Here is a 21,643-nt window from a genome sequence, read left to right as displayed (position 1 = left end):
CAGGAGAACCAGACGTGGCTTGACCTTCGCGGTGGCCACGCAACTCGCGGCGTCCTCGCTGCTGGCCCTCGCCGCACCTGCGGCGTGGGCAGGGAGCCCGTCGACGCCGCTCGACAGCGTCGCGTCCGTGCCGGTGTCCAGCCCGTCCTGGCGGACCATCGAGTCCGACCAGGCATCGGCGCGCGCGCTGTCCGGCAACCAGCCCGCCAAGCCTGCGCAGGAGGGCGCGGGCACGGCGACGGCGACGTCGCTCTCGCCGTCGGCGAGCTGGGCGGTGTCGCCGCACACCGGTGACTTCACCTGGTCGTACCCGTTGCGGGTGCCACCGGCGGCGGGCGTGCTGGCGCCGAACCTCGCGCTGTCGTACCGGTCGTCCGCGGTGGACGGCCGGACGACGGTGACCAACAACCAGCCGTCGTGGGTCGGTGACGGCTGGGCGTTGTCCTCGGGGTTCGTCGAGCGCGCTTACGGGGGGTGTTCGACGGACACCGAGGGCGACGTGAAGCCGCCACAGGTGGGGGACCTGTGCTGGCGCAGCGACAACGCCACGGCGTCCTACGGTGGCGCGGGCGGGATGCTGATCCGGGATGACGCAACGGGGAAGTGGCGGTCGCGCGCCGATGACGGATCGCGGATCGAGCGGCTCACCGGCGCGGGCAACGGCGACAACGACGGTGAGTCCTGGAAGATCACGACCGTCGACGGGACGCAGTACTTCTTCGGGTCGGAGTCGGGGTCGACGTGGACCGTGCCGGTGTTCGGCGACGACTCCGGCGAACCGTGTCACGGCGCTTCGTTCGATGCGTCGTCGTGCACGCAGGCGTACCGGTGGAACCTGAGCCGCGTGGTGGACCGCAACGGCAACGAGATGCGGTTCTACTACACGACCGAAACGAACTCCTACGGCTTCAACGGCAAGGACAACGCGGTCTCCTACGTCCGTGGCGGGCAGCTGGACCGCATCGACTACGGCCTGCGCGACGGCGTCACGCAGCCGTCGGGGCGGGTCGTGTTCACGACGGCCGACCGGTGCGTGCCGGGCAGTGAGTGCGCGCCGGAGAAGCGGGACAACTGGCCGGATGTGCCGTGGGAGGCCAAGTGCGACACGGCCACCTGCGCGAACAACCACTCGCCGACGTTCTGGACCACCAAGCGGCTCGCCTCGGTGACCACGAAGGTGTGGCGCGGCACGGCGTTCGGCGATGTCGACCGGTGGGAGCTGGACCAGCAGTACCCCGATCCCGGTGACGGCGAGAAGGCCGCGTTGTGGCTCAGGGGGATCAAGCACACCGGCCTGGCAGGCGCGACAGCGGTGGAGATGCCGTCGGTGACGTTCCACGGCACGCCGATGTACAACCGCGTCGAACTGCCGCAGGATGGCGCCTCGCCGTTGATGCGCTATCGCGTCACCGGGATCGTGTCCGAGACCGGTGGGATCACGTCGGTCACCTACGAGTCCGAGTGCAAGCCGGGGAACATGCCCGCCAACCCGGAGACCAACACCAAGCGGTGCTTCCCGGTGCGGTGGGCGAAGAAGAACTTCGCCGAGCGGACCGACTACTTCCACAAGTACGTGGTCACAGCGGTGACGCGGTCCGACCGGTTGACCGTGGACGGGCAGCCGAGGTCGACCTTCCCCGAGGAGGTCACCCGGTACGAGTACCTCGACGGCGCGGCCTGGCACTGGGACACCTCGGAGTTCACCAAGAACGACAAGCGGACGTGGAACGAGTTCCGCGGCTTCGGTCGGGTCCGCGTGCGCAACGGCACGCCGGACGACCCAGCGGGCCCCGTGACCATGTCCGAGCAGCGGTTCTACCGCGGCATGGACGGCGACCACCTGCCTTCGGGGAAGCGGGAGGTATCGGTCCCCGACTCCGAGGGCGGCGCACGGACCGACTCGGACTGGCTGGCGGGCTTCGGTTTCGAGAACGCGACGTTCGAACGGGAAGGCCCGTCGGACCAGCCGGACCCGCCGCGGGTGAACAAGACGATCACCGAGCCCGCGGTGCAGGGCCCGACGGCGACGCGTGGTGCGTTCAAGGCGTACCTGGTGGGCACCGGGGTATCGGTGGGCTATGCCGCACTGGGTTCCGGCTGGCGCAAGACGCGGACCGAGACCACGTACGACGACCTCGGCCTGGTCACCAAGGTGAACGACCTCGGCGACCCCGGCACACCCGCCGACGACCGCTGCACCCACACCGAGTACGCCCGCAACGCGGACGCCTGGCTGATGAGCCTGCCGGGACACGTCTGGACGAACTCCGTGCACTGCGGAGCAGACGTGGAGTACCCACGGGACGCGTTGTCGGACGACAAGACGACCTACGACGCGCACGGCAACGTCGTGAAGACCGAGATCGCGAAGGAGCGCCCGGCGGCGGGCCCGGTGTACTTCACCGCCGGGACCTCGGTCTACGACGCGCATGGGCGGGCCACGTCGAGCACGGACGCCCTCGGGCGCACCACGAAGACGGCGTACACGCCCGCGGTCGGCGGCCCGGTCACCAAGACCGCGGTCACCAGCCCCGGCACCGACGCCGTGCCCGCCGGACTGGTGGCGACCACGACGTTCGATCCGGCGTGGGGGCTCCCCACAATGACCAGTGATCCCAACTCGCGGAAGTCGGAGACGCAGTACGACGCGCTCGGCCGCGCGGTCGCGGTGTGGACGCCGACCTGGACCAAGGCGAGCCACCCGCAGGTGCCCGCGGTCCGCACGACGTACCTCGTGCGCGCCGACCGGCCGACGGTGATCACCTCGACCAGGATCGGCCCGACCGGCGCCGAGGTCTCCGGGAACACGATCCACGACGGCCTGCTGCGGCCGCGGCAGGTGCAAGCGCCCGCCCCGGGCGGTGGGCGGTTGCTCACCGACACGCGCTACGATTCGCAGGGCCGCACGTGGAAGACCACCCAGCCGTACTTCAACGACAAGCCCGTCGACACCGAGCTGTGGATTGCCTCCGACGCGGACATCCCGGGGCACACCCGGTCGCACTTCGACGGCGCCGGGCGCCCCGACGCGGCGATCCACTTCGCGGGAGCGCACGAGAAGCGGCGGGCCACGACCGCGTACTTCGGCGACCACGTGCGCGTCACGCCGCCTCCCGGCGGAACTCCGACGTCGACCTACACCGACGTGCGGGGACAGACCGTCGAGCTGCGGCAGCACCACGGGCAGGGCTTCGACGCGACGAAGTACACCTACGACAAGGCGGGCAGGCCCGAGACGATGACCGACCCCTCGGGCGCGGTCTGGCGGTTCGGGTACGACTTCCTCGGCCGCCAGACCAGCAGCGACGACCCGGACAGCGGCCTGCTCACCAAGACCTACGACGACGCGGGCCAGGTCCTCACCTCGCGGGACGCGCGGGGTGCGGTGCTGGCGTACACCTACGACGCGCTGGGGCGCAAGACCGCGAAGCACGCCGGAGCCGTCGGCGGGACGAAGCTGGCGGAGTGGACCTATGACACGGTGACGAAGGGCAAGGGCCAGCCCGCGTCGTCGACCGCGTTCGTGGACGGGAACGCCTACACCGGGAAGGTGCTCAGCTACGACCCGGCGTACCGGCCGACGGGCACCTCGCTGATCATCCCGGCGTCGGAGGGACTGCTCGCGGGAACCTACGACTCCTACGCCGGCTACAACCCGGACGGGAGCCTGTCCAGCCAGTCCTACCCGGCGGCCGGTGAGCTGCCGGAGGAGACGGTCAGCTTCGGCCACCACGAGCTCGGGCCGCCGACCACGAGCTGGGGCGGCTACGACGGCGCGACCGTCGAACTGGTGTCGGCGACCGACTTCACCCGCTACGGCGAGCCCGCGCGGCTGACGCTGGGGACCGGCACGAAGCGGGTCTGGCTGTCGCGGTACTACGACCAGAACGACCGGCGGCTCACGCGGTACGTCGTGGACACCGAGAGTCCGTCGCCGATGCAGTCCGATGTGCGCTACGGCTACGACCCCGCGGGAAACGTCACCTCCATCGCGGACGCGTTCACCGGTGACGCCCAGTGCTTCCGCATGGACGGGTTGCAGCGGGTCACCGAGGCGTGGACGCCCGCGTCGGCGTGCGAGGCGGACCCGTCCGTGGCGGGTCTGCGCGGCCCGGCGCCGTACTGGCAGTCGTTCACCTACGACAAGGCGGGCAACCGGGCCACCGAGACGCGCCATGCCGCCACGGGCGACGTCGTCCGGACCTACACCGGCCAGGTGCCTGGACACGCTCACGCGCTGGGCTCGGTGAGCTCGCCGAACGGTGAGACCTCATACGCCTACACCGCCGCGGGGCAACTCGCGTCGCGGACGTCAGGCGGGGTCACGGAGACCTTCACCTGGAACGAGGCGGGCAAGCTCGCGTCGGTGGCGAAGGGGGACAAGACGACCGCGTTCGTCTACGACCCCTCCGGCAACCGGCTGATCCGGCGCGATCCGACGGGGACGACGTTGTACCTGGCAGGCCAGGAACTGCGCCTCCCGGCTGCCGGGGGCAACCCGACGGTCACCCGGTACTACGGCCACGGCGGCGGGACGATCGCCATGCGCCAGGGGCGCGGCCCCCTGACCTGGCTGCTCTCGGACCACCAGAGCACGGCCCGGCTGGCGGTGGATTCCGGCACCCTGGCGGTCACCAAGCGGCGGCAGCTCCCGTTCGGCGGTCCGCGCGGCGGGGCGTCGGCATTCCCGGGCGAACGCGGGTTCGTCGGCGGCGCCCAGGACGCGAGCACCGGGTTGACCCACCTGGGAGCCCGCGAGTACGACCCGGACACCGGCCGGTTCATCTCGGTGGACCCGGTCCTGGACTCGGGCGACCCGCAGCAGTTGAACGGCTACACCTACAGCAACAACAGCCCGATCACCAAGAGCGACCCCTCCGGTCTGCTCGCGACCGGTCTCCTCGATGACGGCTGTCCTTTGGAGACCGGCTGCGGCGGCGGGAAGAACACCAGCCCGGCGCCTTCCCCGCAGTCGACGGCAGCACCGGTGGGGCCGTTGCCCGAGGCCCGGATTCCCGTCGGGGCGAGTCCCAACCGCCAGATCGCCTGGATCAACCGATACCGCGCCGAACGGCGAGTGGCGCAGGACTGCTCCTCCGGGTTCGGCGGGCAGACCCTGACGCAGGCCGGGTGGTGTGCCGACGCCCGAGCCGAGTACCGGCAGGCAGGCGTCGCATACGACGAACTGGTCGCCCGGGAGAACAGCAAGACGCTGCGGGAGATGTTCAAGGCCCTCGACCAGGAAGTGGCTGACCGCCTGAAGCGGGGCGAGTTGCCGTTCCGCGGGGACCAGGGCGGGATCACGCTCTCCGTCTGCGGTGGTGTCGAAGCGTACGTCGGAGCAGGCGTGGCCGGTGAGTACTGCGTGGCCAGGGACCAGCACGGCTATGGCTGGTCGCTGACCGGGAAGATGGGCATGGCACCGCAGGTCAGCGCCGGAGTGGACGCGTCCGTCAAGGTCAGCGAGGGGACCATCGACGACCTGGCGGGCCGAGGGCGGTGGGTCGCCGCAGGCCCGTTCGAGGTCAGTCAGAGCGGGGACGGGAAGCTGGCCGTGTCAGCAGGGGTTGGCAAGTCCAAATCAATCAACGAGGCATTCAGCCATCTCGCGCCTGCCACGGGAACCGAATGGGCGATATCCGGCTACTTCCCCCGCGACTTCGCTTTCTTCGGTCTCCACAGCTCCACCAGCCTCCACCTGATACAAATGGCGGGGAAATGAGGAATCCCGGCGTTGGCTGAGTCCTCAGAACGGCTCGTCCATCGCGAATTGGCGATGGACGAGCCGTTCACTTCCGGACCGGTTCCGCGTCCTGCGGGACACCCAGGTCGGCGAGGATCTCTCCGGCGGCCGCACTCAGCTCCGCCGCTTCCGCGGTGTCCCCGTACGCCTCCCGGATCGCGGCGGCCACGCGCAGCGCGCGGGCCTCGTTGAGGCGCTGGCCGTCCTCCCGGGCGATCTTCAGGGCTTGGCCGATGTCCCGGGTCGCGGCCAAGCGATCTTCCAGCGCCAGGTGGGCGGCCGCCAGCTCGGTGAGCGCGGCGCATTCGAGCACCCGCATCCCGGTCTCGTTCATCTTGGCCAGTGCGAGTTCGGTGTGCGTCACCGCGTCCGACGGGTGGCCGACGGCCCGGTGCGCCGCCGCGAGTCCGATCAGGATGGACGCCTCGCCGTACCGGAAGTTGATCTTCCGGGACAGCTCCAGCGCCACCGCGTACCCCTCGATGCTCTCGAGGACGCGGCCACGCCGCCGCGCGACCGTCGCGAGGATCTCCAGCGCACCCGCCTCGTGCCTGCGCTCGCCGAGCTCGCGACCCCCTTCGAGGGCCTGCCTGGCCTGCTTCTCCGCGTCGTCGTAGCGGCCGAGGTCGCAGTAGGTCTCGGCCAGGCACACCAGCGCCGAGGTGACACCGTGCCGCATGCCCCACTGGTCGGCGAGCCGCATGCCCTCCTCGTGGCACTCTGCGGATTCGCGCATCCGCCCGGCGGTCCAGTGGGCCAGGCCGAGGCCGTTGAGCGAGAGCAGCCGGATGTGCTGGTTGCCGATCCGCGCGCTCAGCTCGGCCGCCTTGGTGTGACACGCGATCGCCGCCTCGACGCGGCCGAGTGAGAGCAGCGCGACGCCGACGTAGTTGATCTCCCGTGCCTCGGTGCTCTCGTCGCCCGCCTGCCGGGCGATGGCCAGGGCGCGCTCGTGGTGACGCGTCGCGTCGTGGGGCTTGCCGAGCTGGGAGCACACCCGGCCCAGGCCGTGGCGCGCCTCCGCCTCGGCCGCCGGGTCCATGCCGGTGACGCTGCCTTCGAGGGCCTCTTCGAAGTGGGCTATCGCGGCGTCGTAGTCGCTGAGGTTGTACGCGATCATCCCCCGCAGCACGAACACCGAGACCTCGGCGCGGCGGTCACCGGCCTCGCGCGCCGCGCCCAGCGCCGCGTTCGCCACCGCGAGCCCGTCCGCCGCGAGACCTCGTCCGGCGAAGTAGCCGCGCAGGGCGTCGGCCAGCAACACGCTGTAGTGCCGTAGCCCAGGGGAGCTCGCCGCGCGTTCGGCGGCGGCGACCAGGTTCGCCCGTTCCGCGTCGAGCCAGCGCATCGCGGGCCCGTCGTCGCCGAACTCCACCGCGGGCTCGCCCGCACCGGGCAGGAGCCGCCGGAACAGCGGGAACAGCCGGTGCGTGGCCGCGGACGCGATGCCGAGGTAGTGGTCGAACAGCCGGGTCTCGGCCGCGGCCAGCTCATCGGGCGTCTCGTCGGCCCGCGCGCGGTCGGCGGCGTATTCGCGGACCAGGTCGTGGAACTGGAACCGGGCGGGGCCGCGCCGGGTCAGCAGGCTCGCCGCGACCAGCCGGTCCAGGCAGCGGCGGGTCTGCTCGGCCGCGCCGCTCAGCGCCGCGGCCGCGGCCAGGTCGAAGTCCGGGCCCGGCACGCTGCCCAGCAGCCGGAACATCCGTCGCGCCAACTCGTCGAGCGCCTGGTACGACAGCTGGAAGGTGGCCCGCACGGCGACGTCCGGGTCGCCTTCGATGGCCAGCTCCGCCAGCGGGTCGGCGCGCAGCGCGGCCACGTAGTCGCTGACGGAGGGGTGCTTGCCGCCGACCAGGTTCGCCGCCGCGATCCGCAGCGCCAGCGGCAGGTGCCCGCACAGATCGGCGAGCCGGTCCACGGCCGTGGGCTCGGCGTCGACCAGGTCCGTGCCAAGCAGGCCGGTGAGCAGCACCCGGGTGTCCGAGGTGGTCAGCACGTCCAGGGCGAGCACTCGCGCGTCGTTGAGCACGGTCAGCCCGCGCAGGTCGCCGCGGCTGGTCACCAGCGCCACGCAGCCGGGGTTCGGCGGTAGCAGCGGGCGGACCTGGTCGGCGTCGGCCGCGTTGTCCAGCACCACCAGCACCCGCCGCCGGGCGAGCATCGTCCGGTACAGCACGACCTGCTCGTCCAGTGTCATCGGCACGTGTGTGGCTGACACGCCGAGCGCGCGCAGGCACAGTGTCATCGCCTGGGACTTGGACAGCGGCGACGTCGACGCGTACCCGCGCAGGTCGACGAACAGCTGGCCGTCGGGGAACCGCTCGGCCACCCGGTGTGCCCAGTGCACGGCCAGCGCGGTCTTGCCGATACCGCCGGGGCCTGCGATCACCAGGGTCCGGTGCCCGGGCGGGTCGCCGAGCAGCGCGTCCAGATTCGCCAGGTCCGACGTCCGCCCGGAGAAGCTGGGCAGGTCCGCGGGCAGCTGGCAGGCGGCGGGCAACAGTTCGGTGAGTGGAATCTCCTCCTGCGCGGTCAGGATGGCGCGGTGTGCCGCGCGTAGCCGCGCCCCGGGGGCGACGCCGAGTTCGTCGGTGAACATCCGGTGCACGTCGCGATAGGTCTCCAGCGCGTCCGCCTGCCGCCCGCTGCGGTGCAGCGCGAGGATGTACAACGCCCAGAACGACTCCTGCCAGGGGTTTTCCCTGGTCAAGGCGCCGAGTTCGCCGACGATCTCGCGGTGTCTGCCCAGTTCCAGGCTGACTTCCAGGTAGCGCTCCCTGGCGCGCAGCCGTTCCTCGGCCAGCGGCCCGGCCTGGTCGCGTTGCAGTGACTCGGACGGCACGTCCGCCAGCGGCGCGCCGCGCCAGTGGACCAGCGCCTCGGCCAGCAGCGTCCGCTCGGTCTCCGGCTCGGCGGTGCGGGCCTGTTCGACGAGTGCCCGGAAGCGCAGCAGGTCCAGCTGCCCGGGGGCCAGCCGCAGCAGGTACCCGTCAGGCCGCGTCTCGATCACGGTCCCGCCCAGCGCGCGCCGCAGCCGTTGTGCGTAGAGCTGAGTGCTCTTGCGCGCGGTCGGAGGCTGCTCGTCGCCCCACAGTTCCTCGGCGAGCCGGTCGACCGGGACCGTCGCGTTCGGGCGAAGCAGCAGAGCCGCCAGCATGACCCGCAGCTTCGGCCCGTTCACCGGCACCGGCGTGCCCCCTCGGGTGACCTCGAGCGGGCCAAGGATCCCGAATGCCAGACCGGACGTCTCGGATGTCGCCAACTCTCCCCCTTCGGGGCCGACCAGCCCTCCCCTTCGGTGGACACGCGGATTTCGATCAGCTGCCCCCTGCCGAGAGCCTAACCGGCTCGGTAGCAGGTAGCAGACGTGAGAAATTCCGCATATGTGGGGTTGATCGAGGCGGCGGGTGGGGCAGGCCCTGCACGCGACAGGTCTGGCGGGCGCAACGGAGGGTGATGAACGCGACAACCAGGTAGCACCGCACGGCGGGCTTGCCGTCTTGCCGTGATCAATTCATGGAGAAGAACTCGACCACGCGGCCCGGAACGTCTGCGAACGGAACCTCGTCTTCCAAGTAGTCATTTTCGTCCTCAAAACCAAGAATTCGGAACACCCATTCCATGTTCGGTTCACACTGGGGTAGGTGGAGCAAGCTGGAGTAGCGCCTAAATCATGACCCGGCGGACGAATGCCGCTACAACCGAAACTGGTCCTGAATGGATAGTCCGTGTGGGTTGTGCCGATTGGTCGGCCACCAGTTGGGGTAATCGCTTGACCTATCACGCGGTTGTCAGTCCGCGGTAGTCGATGTTCGTATTGTAGGGGACACATCGGTCACCCTGGAGGAATCGTGAAGGCGGTTGTCAGGCTTGTCGGGCTGTTGATTGTGTTGATCGTCGGGGCGACGGTCGCGATGGCCGCGCCCGTGCCGTCGACCTCGCCGTACCCCGAGGTTCCGGCGAACGCCGAGGCGTGCCAGGCGGAGAAGCTGGAGGTGCAGCGTCAGCAACTGCTCGCCGATCAGGCCAGAACCGACTACGACCGGGCGAAACGGCTCTACGAGCGCGGCGCGGGCTCCCTCGCCGATCTGCGCGCCGCCGAGCGCGCCCTGCACCTGGCGACGATCGCGCTGAACAACGCCAAGTACGCCGAGGCGGCCTGCCGCAACCGACAGGGCAACGACCCGAAGAAGGCCTGCGTCGAACTGTCACTGGAGCTGAACCGCCTGCTCGACGAGAAGGCGCTGCGCAAAGCCCTGGAGGATCTCGCCAAAGCCGAGTACGACACCATCCTGCGCCTCTACAACCAGGGCGCCGCCAGCGCCTCGGAAGTGGAACGCGCCCGCCTGGCCTGGGAACTGGCCAAGATCGACTCCGCCCAACTCGACCTGAAGATCACCGCCGCGAAGAAGGCCCTCGCCGACAACCCTGCCTGCAAGGACTACCCGTCCATCCGCCCAACCCCCACCAGCACAACCCCGCCGACCACCACCCCCTCGACCACCACCCCCACGACTCCTACGCCCACCACGCCCCTCCCCACCACAGTGACCCCCACGACGGCATACCCCAGCACAACCATCACCCAGACCGTCGCCCCGACAAGCGCGATCGAGGACGGGACGCACAGGTAGCCCCACAGCACTCGGAGTCGAACACCAACTGGTCTCCTGCCCGGAACGTCAACTCCGGGCAGGAGACCAGTTGGGTGCACACCGCCAAGCGTGAGACAACGGCGACCCCTCCGCCCCACTCACCCTCAGTGGTCAGGTAGGTGTGGGATTCGGTGGGGTGAACAGGCCGATCCCGATTAGTTGGCCCGCTCGGGTGAGGGCGGTGTCGCGGCGGCGGGTGGTCACCAGCGTGCGGCCGGTCGGGGGTGCGGGGGCCACAACCCGGTCAGGTCGGCGGGTCTGCACGACGTCGAGCACCACCAGCCACGGCTGCTCGGTGGCGGCCAACCAGGCCAGCCGACGCCGCGCCCCCTGCTCGGCGTCGTCGTCCTCGTCCCGGTGAGGTCGGTTGCAAGGCGGGCGGCCACGATGGCGTCTCGGACGGTGGCTGTGATCCACACCAGCATTGGTCTCCTCCGTGTGGTGGGCGTAGTCGGCGGCAACTGTGTCTCGCCCACCCCGCCACCACCCCGACTGCGCTGGCGGACCCGGTCAGCACACCCACCCCGTCTGCGGCCAGCGCCGCGACCACCCCGGCAGCGGCCTCCCGCGCCTGAAACCTGGTCACCCGGGCGGGGCACCCCCCGAACCGATGCGGCAACCCCGCCAGCTCCCGCCGCGACACGATGCCCAGCGGCGCGGAATGCACGTGCACCTCACCGTGGACGGTCCTGGCCTGCACCACCACGTCCGGCATCGAACTCGAACCTGATATCGGGGCGTGTCCGTCACCCAGGGTCCACCGCTCCGGTCTCGGACACGCCCCGATCATCCACCACCCGACCCCTGGCGCTGTCGATGTCCACGCACATGAGCACCGTCACTGGCAGCAGAGGAGCGCACTCATCCCTCCACCCCTGATCGCCGACGTTGATCTCCGGCACGTGCGTCTGGGTGGTGTCCTGTAGTCATCGGAGCCAGAGGATGATGGTGGCGATGGTGAGTTCTGCCTGGTGGTAGGCGGCGCGTTTGGCGTGGCGGGTGGCCAGGTCGGGAAACTGTTTGAGGCGGTTGAAGCAGCGTTCGACGACGTTGCGGCGTTTGTATCGGTTGGAGTCGAAGGTGGGCGGGCGGCCGCCGCGTGAGCCCTTGGCCGCGCGGCGGGTGATCTGGTCGCCCCGTTCCGGGGAGGTGAGATGGATCCGCCGGGTCCGCATCCCGATCGACCGCATCGCCGCCGACCGGCCCTTCTATTCAGGCAAATACAAGATCCATGGTGTGAACCTGCAGGTCATCGACTCATCCGACGGGGACATCCTGTAGGTATCGGGCGATCTGCCCGGCAGCACCCACGACACCACCGCCGCACGGATCTGGAACTCCTGGAAGCCGTGTCCCGGGTACTTGATTCCCCGCAGAGGTGCTGCAGTCCGCCGACCCGTCCTGCGGCGCACCATCGCCTGACCTCGACACCCTTGGTGGTCCGAGATTCCTCCAGCCGGGTCGTACGGGCCGACGACGTCAGGAGTCTTAAGGAATAGTCCGAATCCAGAACAACCCCGGCTGCCCGGTTACGGCGAGGGCTGCCTGCTGGACCGATGAGCCTGATACGACCGCCCGTCCCCGCGTCCCCAGAGGCCGGGTGGCGTTGTTCGCGCCGGACAAGGAGCGCGACGAGCGTGCCTACCCCGTGCTCAAGGTCAGAAATTGGGATCAGGCGAATGCGGAACGGTATGAGCAGTTGGCGTCGTTGAACGCCGAGCAGGCGAAGGCGATTGAGGGGCTGGTCGGGAGGCAGTTCGAGCGATAGTTCCGCAGCGCGTGGATGCAGTTCGGGGCGTCTCTGCTCACGGTCTTCATTCTGGGCTTGGTGGTGAATTGGCTTTCTCAGCCAATCTTGGCATGGTTGATCGCTCTGTAGTGTCTTGCGGCGGGAGCGGAGCGCGGCCAGGTTGGCCAAGGCCTTGACGGCGGACGGCAGCCCGGGGGAGTGCAGCGCCATCGGGGACTGGTTGCCCAGGGCGCGCATGTTGTCCGACGCCGTGCGGATCACGCGCCGCGCTGTCCAGCTCTCCCGCTCTTAACGGGTTTCGCGTATCCGTCACCACATCGCCGCGGACCGGGCCCGCCGCCCCCTCGACCACGGTGTCGGCACCCAGCACCGCCAGTAGCAGGCGGTTGACGAGGTAGGCGCCGGTGAGGTCGATGGTGGTGGTTTCCCAGAAGGAGGTCAGCGATCTGACAAGACGTCGAGCGGGTCGGGGCGGCCGCGGTTCCACATTTACGGGACCGGTGGTGGAGGGGTCGTTGACGCTGTGGAGGCCGAAGTTACGTGCGGATCGGGAACATGGTGGCCCGTAGGCTGTGGAAGCTCACCCAGGAAAACTGAGCGCGGACCGGGGCGCGATGATCAGTGGGTGGCGAGTTCCCCTATCCCGCGGCCCGAGCGTCCCCCTGCGCCGATGACGTCGCCGTCGGCGCGCGCGGTCGCCGGCGTGCTGGGCGGTGTGGTGCTGCTGGTCGGCGGCCTGCTGACCCTGTTGTGGCTAGTGGTCGACAGCGGTACCGCGCAGGCTCCGGCGCAGTTGGAACTGGTGCGCATAGCGCTGACCGTTCTGTTGGGTACCGGCGGCTTGTTCGGACTGTGGCTGGCGTGGCGGCGGCAGCGCTCCACCGAGATCGCCCTGCAGCAGAAGGAACGCGACCAGGCCGATGTCGCCCGCGCCTACGACCTGCAGCGCGAGACCGCCGAAGCCACCCAGCGCGATGCCGACGCCCGGCGCATCACCGACCTCTACACCAAGGCCGTCGAGCAGTTGGGCTCAGACAAGGCCCCTGTGCGCCTGGGTGGGCTATACGCCTTGGAGCGCCTTGCCCAAGAGCACCCGGGCAACCGGCAGACCGTCGTCAACGTCTACTGCGCCTATCTGCGCATGCCGTATACCCTGCCCGGCTCCCCGCCCGCGGACGACGCCGAGGACAGGCTCAGCGATGCCCACCGCGAGCGCGTCCAAGAGCGCGAGGTCCGTTTGGCCACGCAGCGCATCCTCGCCGCCCACCTACGCATGGGCGACCAGGAAGGCGGGTCTTGGCCGCTCATCGACCTCGACCTCACCGGCGCCACCCTCATCGACTTCGACCTCGGCGACTGCGCCGTCCGTGAAGCCCGTTTCACCAGGGCAACCTTTGTCGGAGATACCACTTTCCGCAGAGTCCGCTTCTCGGGCGAGGCCACGTTCGACGGGGCCACCTTCGCGGGCAAAGCGGCGTTCCGTCTCGCGGGCTTCGCGGGCGACGCCGGGTTCCGCGAAGTCGTCTTCCGCGGCGAAGCCGGGTTCGTCGAGGCCACCTTCGCCGGGAATGCCGGTTTCCTCGCCACCGACTTCACCGGTGCCGCCAGGTTCATGAAGGCTGCATTCGCGGGCAACGCCAGCTTCTCGGAAGCCGTCTTCCACGACAACGTGGAGTTCAAACAGGCCACCGTCACCGGCGACGCCTGGTTCCGCAAGACGACCTTCGCGGGCAGCGCGGTATTCCGCCGTGCCACATTCACAGGCGACGCCCAGTTCGACAGCGCCGTGCTGCCGGCCACCCGGCTCGTCGACGACGCGACACCGGCGCCGTGGACAGACTTCACCGGCGCCCGCTTCGCGCGCCGCACCCCTGAGGAACTGGCCCGGTTCACCTCGCCCTCGGCGTGACTCAGCTGGCCATAAATTCCGCCGCCGAGCAGAGTGCCGCGCGGGCGGTGGTGATCAAGAGGCGGCGGTGGTGGACGAGTGGGTTTCCACGGCAATCAGTTCTGGGAGGCGTGCGCCGGTTGAACGAGTGGGGTGTGCAGGTCAAGAAGATCGGCCGCATCCCCGATGGCGGAGATTGGCGCGGATCACGTAGCGGGCAATGTTGAGGCGGTCGCGCAGGCTAGCTCGCGCGAGTTGAGCAGGGTGCCCGGCAGGCCGGAGCGGTCGCCGATGGGATACTGGATCAGGGTCGTGACCCCGAGTAAAGGAACGGCTCGCCGCGCGTGGCCGACCGGCACGCTTCGATCAAGTCCTGGTCGGCGAACGACTTCAGGACGGTGTCCGTGCTGAGCAGCCCCAGACTCACCCGCCGTTGCGCCGGACTCCGCTGCCACCCTTCGTCATTACCGCAGGAGACAATCCCAACCGGCGGCAATGCGAAGTCTCGTTCGCCGCACTGCGTGCCAGCCCGATCGAAGCGTCTTCCGGGAAGGTCCAGCGTCGCTGACTCAACCGCGGCGGCTACCGCCAAGCCCAACGACGCCCTCTGCATCACCCATCCCGCCTGCGCTGGGGCACGCAGGGGCTATGTGGCCACCGCCTATCCCCAGGCAAGACACGTCGCGAGGTCTACTCGCTGGTCAACAGCTCCTATAATCATCCACCGCACTTCAAGACGCTGCGTATGGTGGTGAGTCGTAGCCACTGCCCGGCTCTGGCCGAGGCCCTTGCAGATTGCCTTGCCATCGACTTGGTTCCCTTGGTTTGGCTGGGTCAAGACCGTCGCAGTGTGCACCGACGTGGCGGACGCCTACCTCCACGACGGCGTCGGTACGAGTGAGGCAGCCCGCGCCCGTCGCCCTCACCTTGGCCGCTGGCGGCGGACGCTTGGCCTTAGCGCTCAGAGCGCCTTGCGCAGGTGCTCGGCGAGGGTTCGGGCGAAGCGGGCCGGGTCGGGTAGGTCGCCGCCTTCGGCGAGCAGCGCGGACCCGTGCAGCAGCTCGGCCACTGGGGCCAGATCGGCGCGGTCGCGGCCGTCGGCGAGTGCCGCGCGCAGGCCCTCCACCAGGGGGTGGGTCGGGTTCAGCTCCAGGATGCGCTTGACCTGGGGCAGTTCCTGGCCCATCGCCCGGTACATCTTCTCCAGCGTGGGCGTGAGGTCGAAGGAGTCGCCCACGACGCACGCCGGGGAGCTGGTCAGGCGGGTGGTCAGTCGGACCTCCTTGACCTGCTCGGACAGCGTCTCGGTCAGCCACGCGAGGACGTCGACGAAGTCCTTCTCGCGCTGCTCGGCCTCGGCCTTGTCCTCGTCGGAGGCGAGGTCGACCTCACCCTTGGCGACCGACTGGAACCGCTTGCCCTGGAACTCCGGCACCGAGCCGACCCACATCTCGTCGATCGGGTCGGTGAGGATCAGCACCTCGTAGCCCCTGGCCAGCAGCGCTTCCAGGTGCGGGGAGTTCTCCACCGCGGCGCGCGACTCGCCGGTCATGTAGTAGATGTCGTCCTGGCCCTCGCGCATGCGCTCGACGTATTCGGCGAGGGTGGTGAGGGCTTCGGCGTCGCGGGTCGACTGGAAGGAGCAGACACCGAGGATGGCGTCGCGGTTGTCGGTGTCGGAGAGCAGGCCCTCCTTGAGGGCGGCGCCGAACTCGCGCCAGAACACCGCGTAGTTCTCCGGCCGGTCGGCCGCCATGGTCTTGAAGGTGGCGAGCACCTTCTTCACCAGCCGCCTGCGCATCAGCTGGATCTGCCGGTCCTGCTGCAGGATCTCGCGGGAGACGTTGAGCGAGAGGTCCTGAGCGTCCACGACGCCCTTGATGAAGCGCAGGTACTCCGGCATCAGCTCCTCGCACTCGTCCATGATGAAGACGCGCTTGACGTAGAGCTGCACGCCGCGCTTGCGCTCGCGCATGAACAGGTCCATCGGGGCCTGCGAGGGGATGAACAGCAACGCCTGGTACTCGAACGTGCCCTCGGCCTTGAGGCTGATCGTCTCCAGCGGCTTGTTCCAGTCGTGGCTGACGTGCCGGTAGAACTCGGCGTACTCCTCCTCGGTGACCTCGCGCTGCGGGCGCGCCCACAGCGCCTTGCGCGAGTTGACGACCTCCGGCTCCGCGCCGTCCTCGCCCGCCAGCGTGATCGGCCAGGTGATGAAGTCGGCGTAGCGCTTGACGATCCGGCGCAGGACGGCCGGGTCGGTGTAGTCGGGCAGGTTGTCCTCGTCGTCGACCGGCTTGAGCTTCAAGGTCACCGAGGTGCCCTGCGGTGCGTCGGGCGCGGTGTCGATCGTGTAGGTGCCGCCGCCGTCGGACTCCCAGCGCACGCCCTCGGCCGAGCGCGGGTGCTTGGTCACCAGGGCCACCCGGTCGGCCACCATGAACGTGGAGTAGAAGCCGATGCCGAACTGGCCGATCAGGTCGTCCGATGACGCTCCGTCGCGCTCCTTGAGCGCTTTCAGGAACTCCGCGGTGCCGGACTTGGCGATGGTACCGATCAGCGCGACCACGTCCTCGCGGGTCATGCCGATGCCGTTGTCCCGCACGGTCAGCGTCCGCTCGACCCTGTCGACCTCGATGGTGATCCTCGGGTCGGAGGTGTCAGCGTCGAGGTCCTTGTCCCGGAACGCCTCAAGGCGCAGCTTGTCCAGCGCATCGGAGGCATTGGACACCAGTTCCCGCAAGAACGTGTCCTTGTTCGAGTAGACCGAGTGAATCATCAACTGCAACAGCTGACGCGCCTCAGACTGGAATTCGAGGGTCTCCACGGCCGTCCTTCCCAACCCTGTGATGCTGGTCTGACGATCGCCAATGCTAGCCAGCCCGCTCGGTCAGTCCGCCCGCCCGGTGCCGCCCGGTGCCGCGGTCACGCGGTCAGGAGACAAGAAAGAACTGATCACGACCTTGAGCGCGACGAGCGAATGACCGTCTACGAGCACCTTGCAAAGACGAGACGACCCATATCTGGTCCTGCAGCAGGCGCCGCCAACTGAACCGCACCCACGGTCGTTCCGTTCCCCGCGCAACCTGAGTATCCGCACAGGCGTCCTTCAAAGCACACTCTCGTGTCAGGAGGCCGTGATGAGGCGTTCAGTCGTGATCCTGGTGGCGTTGGTCTTCGGTGTGCTCTTGGGGGTGCCCACCACGGCGGGGGCGAGTACGCCGTACTGCGGCATCACCTGGGGTTCCCTGTCGAAGGAGGCGGGCCCCGGCTCCACCGACGAGCTCTACGCCATCCGCACCGGCCGACACGCGTGCTTCGACCGGATGGTCCTCGACGTGAACGGCGATGTGAACGGCTACTCGGTGCGCTACGTCGACGAGATCCGCAAGGACGGCTCGGGGGAACTCGTCCCCGTGCGTGGTGGGGCGCGCCTGCAGGTCGTGCCGCGGGTTCCCACTACGCCGACCGACGCCATCTTCCTGCCGAACGGCGAGCTCGCCGACGTCACCGGCTACAGCACGTTCCGGCACGTCGCGTGGGCGGGCCAGTTCGAGGGGCAGACCACGATCGGGCTCGGCGTGCGCGCTCAGCTGCCGTTCCGCGTGCTGCTGCTCGACGGGCCCGGCACGTGGTCGCGCATGGTCGTCGACGTTGCCCACCATTGGTGACTTTCCGGGTCAGACCCTAATGCGTTCGAGCGAGAGGCCGTCCAGTCGGGTGAAGACCTCATCCCCACTGGTGCCGTTGTGCCGCTCGGCTTGGTGGCCGTGCCCACCGTCGGCAGCGGTTACACCGCGGACGACACCGTGGGTGAGGCGACCGTCAGCGTCGAACCCGATCTGTGCGGTGCGGGTCACGGGTGGTTTCCCGTAGGGCGCGGCCGTGGACGCGCCAATCTCCGCCATCGGGGATGCGGCCGATCTTCTTGACGTCCATGTGGACCAGCTCTCCCGGCCGGTCTGGTTCGTAGCGGATCGCGGTGGCCTTGCTCGCCCGGATCACCTGCCCGGTGATCGGGTCGCGCGGCCAGCCGCGGGACTTGGTGACGGGGCAGCATCCGCGACACCGTCCGAGTCGGTACTGCCAACTCGACGCCGGTCCAGTCCGGGCCACGCCGCTGCTCGTGGCGCAGGGCGAGGATCCGCTGCTCGAGCTCGGCGCTGGTGCGGCGCGGTGACCGATGCGGCTGCGACGACCTGTCGAGCAGGTCGGCTTTCCCTTGGCGGCATACCTGCCGAGCCAGGTCCGCACACACTTGCGCGAGACCCCCATCGCGGCCGCGATGGGGGCTTGAGGCTATCCGGCCTCATACCGCTGGACAATCAGCAGTCTGCTCAAGAACGTGTTCCGGGCATTACGGTGAGGCACGAGAGCCTCCGGCTGGCGTGGGTCCTGGACAAACCACATCCCATCCAGAGGTTCTTCCACGTCAACATCTATCACCGTCACAACGTTCCAACCATATACACCTAGTGGCCTGAGTGGACGAAGGCGGCCCATGCCCGTACCGAGTCCAGTGAGGTTTCGTTGAGGTAGGCGCGTAGGGGGGTGGGCATGGTGTCGGGGGGTTGGCGGTCGTGGAGGGCCCAGAGTTGGGTTGCGTGGAGGGCTTGGGGTGGGGGAAGAAATTCGGTGCGGAGGTAATGGTGGAGCATGAACATGAGGACGGCCGTGGTGCGATCATCGACGCTCCACTGTGTACTGATGGTAGTGCGAACGCCTGCTGAGTGGAAGGCGGAGGCGACACTGTAAGCCTCGTCGTAGCCTCGGCTGGAGGTGCCGGTGTGGCAGGCAGCCAAGACCACCAGGGCGATCTGGCGGGCGTTGGGGGTGGTGAGATCGGCGGTGAGTTCGTCGGCGGTGAGGTGAGCGCCGTCAGAGAGGAGGAGGGCAGAGGTGGCATCGGGGCCGGAGCGGACTGTGCCGTGGCAGGCCAGGTGAAGGACGGCTCCGGAGCCGGGGGCGGACAGCCAGCGTTGCACCTCGGCTTTGCCGCCGCGGCCCGCGGGGGCGGTGGCGCCGCCGGGGACGCGGCCGATGAGGTGGGCGCCGGGGTAGAGGCGGGCGACGGCCTCGGCCTCGACGCGGGCGGCGGGCAGGTCGTGGCCGTCCGGGGTGGCGGGGTCGGCGACGATCAGGGCGTCCTCGCCGACGGGGGTGCGGCTGCGCCAGGCGTTGTCGCACATCAGGCGGGCGGACACGGCATAGGACAGTACGGCGTGGTCGACTGCCCGGCTGCCGGTCGCCCGGTCCCAGGCGGCTTGCCACGGGATCGTCGCCAGGCCACCGATGGGGATCAGCACCAGTCGGGCCGGGGTGCTGTCGGCCTTGGCGAACCGGTGCAGCAGGGGTGCCATGGCGGCGTCCCAGGCCCACTCGCACGCATCGTCCAGGTTGTCGGGGCATCCCCCGGGCGGATCGATCTCCCGACCGCTGCGGTCCTCACCGCCGAGCGGCGACTCAAACTGGGCCACGGCGGCGTTGGTCAGCCAGGGGAGGAGGAGGCGCTCCGCCGGGCCGTCGACCGGGACCACCAGGGCGCACCCCCTGGCGTCATCGTCGGGGAGCAGGTACACCAGCGCTCCGGCGTCCAGAGCGGAGAGGGCGGCCCGGATCTCGTCGGTGCCGGGCGGGTCGAGGAGCCTTGTCGGGCCTTCGCCACGCCCGCTGGCGGGGTCGTCACCGGGGGAGACCGGGACGCCGGTGAGGACGCCCATCGCCTGGCGGCGCAGGTACGGGTCCGGGGAGCCGTCTGACCGCCGCCACTGGTCGGCCAGGTCGGGTCTGCCCGCTTCGGTGAGCCGTCGGGCCAGGTCCCGGGTCTCCAACGCAGAGAACAACACCATGCCGCGACCGAACTCCAATGCCATCACCGCGGTGTCGAAGTCGCGCTCTGCGGCGGCCGTCAGTGCGAAGTCCAGGGCTTCGGACGCGGCGGACCGGCTCGCAGCCTGGGCTGATCCGGGATCGGCCTGTGACAACGCCGACCAGGCGTGGGCGCGCAACCCGCTGAGGGCGATCTCCCGACCTTGGTCGACCCGACCGATCGCGCGGTACGCATGCGCCAGCGGGATGCAGATCAGGGGCCACTGGCCGTGGGTGATCGAACCGGCGAGTGCCCGAGCCCGTTCGAGTACTGTGATCGCGCGTTGGAGTTCGCCAGGCCTGTTCCGGCGCCAGTCCGGGTCAGCCAACGCCGCGCCGAGCGTCGTCAAGTAGTGGACCAACCACGGGTCGGTTTCCGCCACGGTGGGAATGGTTCGGTCCAGCAGGGCGACCGCCTCGGCGACAGCGCCCTCCCCCATGAGCTGGACGGCTTTGCTCCATGCGTCCAGCGCCGTTTTCTCCACTGGCACATCTGCGACCTCTGCGGGGAGATCGAAGTCGAGATCGAGGTGCGTGGCAGGTTCCCAGCCGAGAAGACGGAAACTGGGGATGACCGACGTCAACGCGTTCCGCAGGGTCTGGCGGATCTCAAACGATGTCGCCGGGTTGTTGTGCAGCAGGACCAGTTCGCCGAGGCGTTCACCGGCTCGCCTGCTGTCTCCGAGTAGAATTGCCCGCTGAACTTCCATGAGGAGACGGAACACAGCCAACCTCTGCTGGTTCGACCCGGCTGTCGGCGAGCCCGCCCAGATGTCGGGGATGTCAAGGAAGGGGTCCGGCATGCCGCTGGGGTTGTTCTCGGTGAGCCCACGCGACTGTCTGATGGCGGCCAGTGTCAACGCGCAGACTGACGCGTACGGCTCATTTCCCTTCGTGGATGCGACATGGCGTCGCACTTCTTCCTCCATCGCGCGGACGTCCATACCCGGAAGGCCGAACTGGAGGGCAAGGCTCAAACCGATGGAGCGGACCGCGGCCGAAGTCAGGGGCCAATCCGGCAACGGGTCCGGGTCCGCGTCGGCGAGGTCAGCCAGTGCGACGATCCCCTCGATTCGCTCCTTGCCCTTCAACGACTGGCGTCGCCACGCGGCGGTCAGGGCGCAGGCGGCGAGTTTCCCGCGGCCGGGGAAGCCGTCGGGCAACGACCGGATGTCAGTGAAAAGCCTGTCTATCTCGGCTGTGTCGCCGTTGAGGTGTTCCAACCACACCACGACGTTCCAGCAGTGTGCGAATACCCAACCCGGCCGGTCGGCCTCACCGACCTGGTCGACACCGGCGGTGGTCTGGTGGAGCAGCAGCCGAATCGGATCCATGTCCGCTTGTCACCTGGTCTTCCTGGAGTCGCATATCTCCAATGGAGTCTTGACGGACCGACGGCGGTGACCGCACCGCGATGCTGAGGCGACCTGCGCGTCCGTATGATCACGGTGTCTTTTGGGCGAAGTGAAACACCGCCCCTCATGCCGGCGATGGGTCGTGCAGACAGCAGGTCGTGGAAGTGGGCCGGATAGGCGCTTCCGGCGCCTACCCGGCCGTGTTGTCCGACATCCGGCCGGATCGATCGGATCCGCCGGCTGGTCACGTCACCTGCTGTCGCCCTCGCCGTTGCTGCCGCCTCCGCGCATGTCGATCACCTCCCAATCGGGATACGACGGCCCGGTCGGCGGTGCTCTCGAGGGGAGGTGGGAAAACGTGTGCGCTATCCGTCAGAAGGGAGG

General features: G+C 69.2%; 10 protein-coding genes and 2 pseudogenes. 6 read left to right on the top strand and 6 right to left on the bottom strand.

Translation table 11 applies throughout. The features are described 5' to 3' along the window. The first annotated feature begins 19 nt into the window (after positions 1 to 19). On the top strand, positions 20 to 5,722 hold the full coding sequence (locus tag ACTG9Q_RS13385) for an RHS repeat-associated core domain-containing protein (RefSeq protein WP_455573051.1): 5,703 nt from the start codon (positions 20 to 22) through the stop codon (positions 5,720 to 5,722). Positions 5,723 to 5,789: 67 nt separating this feature from the next. Here ACTG9Q_RS13385 and ACTG9Q_RS13380 read toward each other — a convergent pair whose 3' ends face one another. Beyond that, positions 5,790 to 8,924, bottom strand: coding sequence for a BTAD domain-containing putative transcriptional regulator (locus tag ACTG9Q_RS13380; RefSeq protein WP_455573050.1), 3,135 nt, complete (start codon positions 8,922 to 8,924; stop codon positions 5,790 to 5,792). 670 nt (positions 8,925 to 9,594) lie between these two features. Between ACTG9Q_RS13380 and ACTG9Q_RS13375 the strand changes: the two genes are divergently transcribed. Continuing rightward, entirely contained in the window at positions 9,595 to 10,377 is a 783-nt protein-coding gene (locus tag ACTG9Q_RS13375; RefSeq protein WP_455573049.1) for a hypothetical protein, read from the top strand. Between the two features lie 132 nt (positions 10,378 to 10,509). Here ACTG9Q_RS13375 and ACTG9Q_RS13370 read toward each other — a convergent pair whose 3' ends face one another. Then, complete coding sequence (locus ACTG9Q_RS13370) at positions 10,510 to 10,704, bottom strand: hypothetical protein (protein ID WP_455573048.1); 195 nt, start codon at positions 10,702 to 10,704, stop codon at positions 10,510 to 10,512. 620 nt (positions 10,705 to 11,324) lie between these two features. Beyond that, positions 11,325 to 11,588 (bottom strand): hypothetical protein, encoded by a 264-nt coding sequence (locus ACTG9Q_RS13365; RefSeq protein ID WP_455573087.1) that lies wholly within the window; start codon positions 11,586 to 11,588, stop codon positions 11,325 to 11,327. On the opposite strand from ACTG9Q_RS13365, the pseudogene ACTG9Q_RS13360 reads away from it, so the two are divergent. The 3 genes and pseudogenes from ACTG9Q_RS13360 to ACTG9Q_RS13350 all read left to right on the top strand — a co-directional run. Continuing rightward, positions 11,572 to 11,676 (top strand): annotated as a pseudogene (locus tag ACTG9Q_RS13360) (IS5/IS1182 family transposase); the annotation flags it as partial. The gene ACTG9Q_RS13365 and the pseudogene ACTG9Q_RS13360 overlap by 17 nt on opposite strands. Before the next feature lie 322 nt (positions 11,677 to 11,998). Next, the gene (locus ACTG9Q_RS13355; protein ID WP_455573047.1) at positions 11,999 to 12,166 is read left to right on the top strand and encodes a hypothetical protein; all 168 of its coding nucleotides are present in this window, start codon (positions 11,999 to 12,001) and stop codon (positions 12,164 to 12,166) included. 652 nt (positions 12,167 to 12,818) lie between these two features. Continuing rightward, positions 12,819 to 14,057, top strand: coding sequence for a pentapeptide repeat-containing protein (locus tag ACTG9Q_RS13350; protein WP_455573046.1), 1,239 nt, complete (start codon positions 12,819 to 12,821; stop codon positions 14,055 to 14,057). Between the two features lie 940 nt (positions 14,058 to 14,997). On the opposite strand, the gene htpG is transcribed toward ACTG9Q_RS13350, so the two are convergent. After that, positions 14,998 to 16,863: a molecular chaperone HtpG gene (htpG, locus tag ACTG9Q_RS13345; RefSeq protein WP_455573045.1), complete on the bottom strand. Its 1,866-nt coding sequence runs from the start codon at positions 16,861 to 16,863 to the stop codon at positions 14,998 to 15,000. A 313-nt stretch (positions 16,864 to 17,176) separates the two neighbouring features. Here htpG and ACTG9Q_RS13340 point away from each other — a divergent pair, with 313 nt between their 5' ends. After that, complete coding sequence (locus ACTG9Q_RS13340) at positions 17,177 to 17,707, top strand: AMIN-like domain-containing (lipo)protein (protein ID WP_455573044.1); 531 nt, start codon at positions 17,177 to 17,179, stop codon at positions 17,705 to 17,707. Positions 17,708 to 17,915: 208 nt separating this feature from the next. On the opposite strand, the pseudogene ACTG9Q_RS13335 reads toward ACTG9Q_RS13340, so the two are convergent. Together ACTG9Q_RS13335 and ACTG9Q_RS13330 are read right to left on the bottom strand one after the other, a co-directional pair. After that, positions 17,916 to 18,407, bottom strand: a pseudogene (locus tag ACTG9Q_RS13335) (helix-turn-helix domain-containing protein); the annotation flags it as partial. 101 nt (positions 18,408 to 18,508) lie between these two features. After that, positions 18,509 to 21,238 carry a CHAT domain-containing protein gene (locus ACTG9Q_RS13330; protein ID WP_455573043.1) on the bottom strand — a complete coding sequence of 910 codons (2,730 nt, stop codon included), beginning with the start codon at positions 21,236 to 21,238 and terminating at the stop codon, positions 18,509 to 18,511. Positions 21,239 to 21,643 lie beyond the last annotated feature (405 nt).

The sequence above is a fragment of the Actinokineospora lacus genome, assembly GCF_053813445.1.
Note: the sequence above shows the minus strand (reverse complement) of the source record. Positions and strands in the feature narration are given on the sequence as shown.

What these genes read in the sequence shown, in the direction of transcription:
- ACTG9Q_RS13365 (WP_455573087.1), bottom strand. Translation starts at nt 11,588, where the DNA reads ATGCGGTCGATCGGGATGCGGACCCGGCGGATCCATCTCACCTCCCCG.
- ACTG9Q_RS13350 (WP_455573046.1), top strand. Translation starts at nt 12,819, where the DNA reads ATGACGTCGCCGTCGGCGCGCGCGGTCGCCGGCGTGCTGGGCGGTGTG.
- ACTG9Q_RS13340 (WP_455573044.1), top strand. Translation starts at nt 17,177, where the DNA reads ATGAGGCGTTCAGTCGTGATCCTGGTGGCGTTGGTCTTCGGTGTGCTC.
- ACTG9Q_RS13330 (WP_455573043.1), bottom strand. Translation starts at nt 21,238, where the DNA reads ATGGATCCGATTCGGCTGCTGCTCCACCAGACCACCGCCGGTGTCGAC.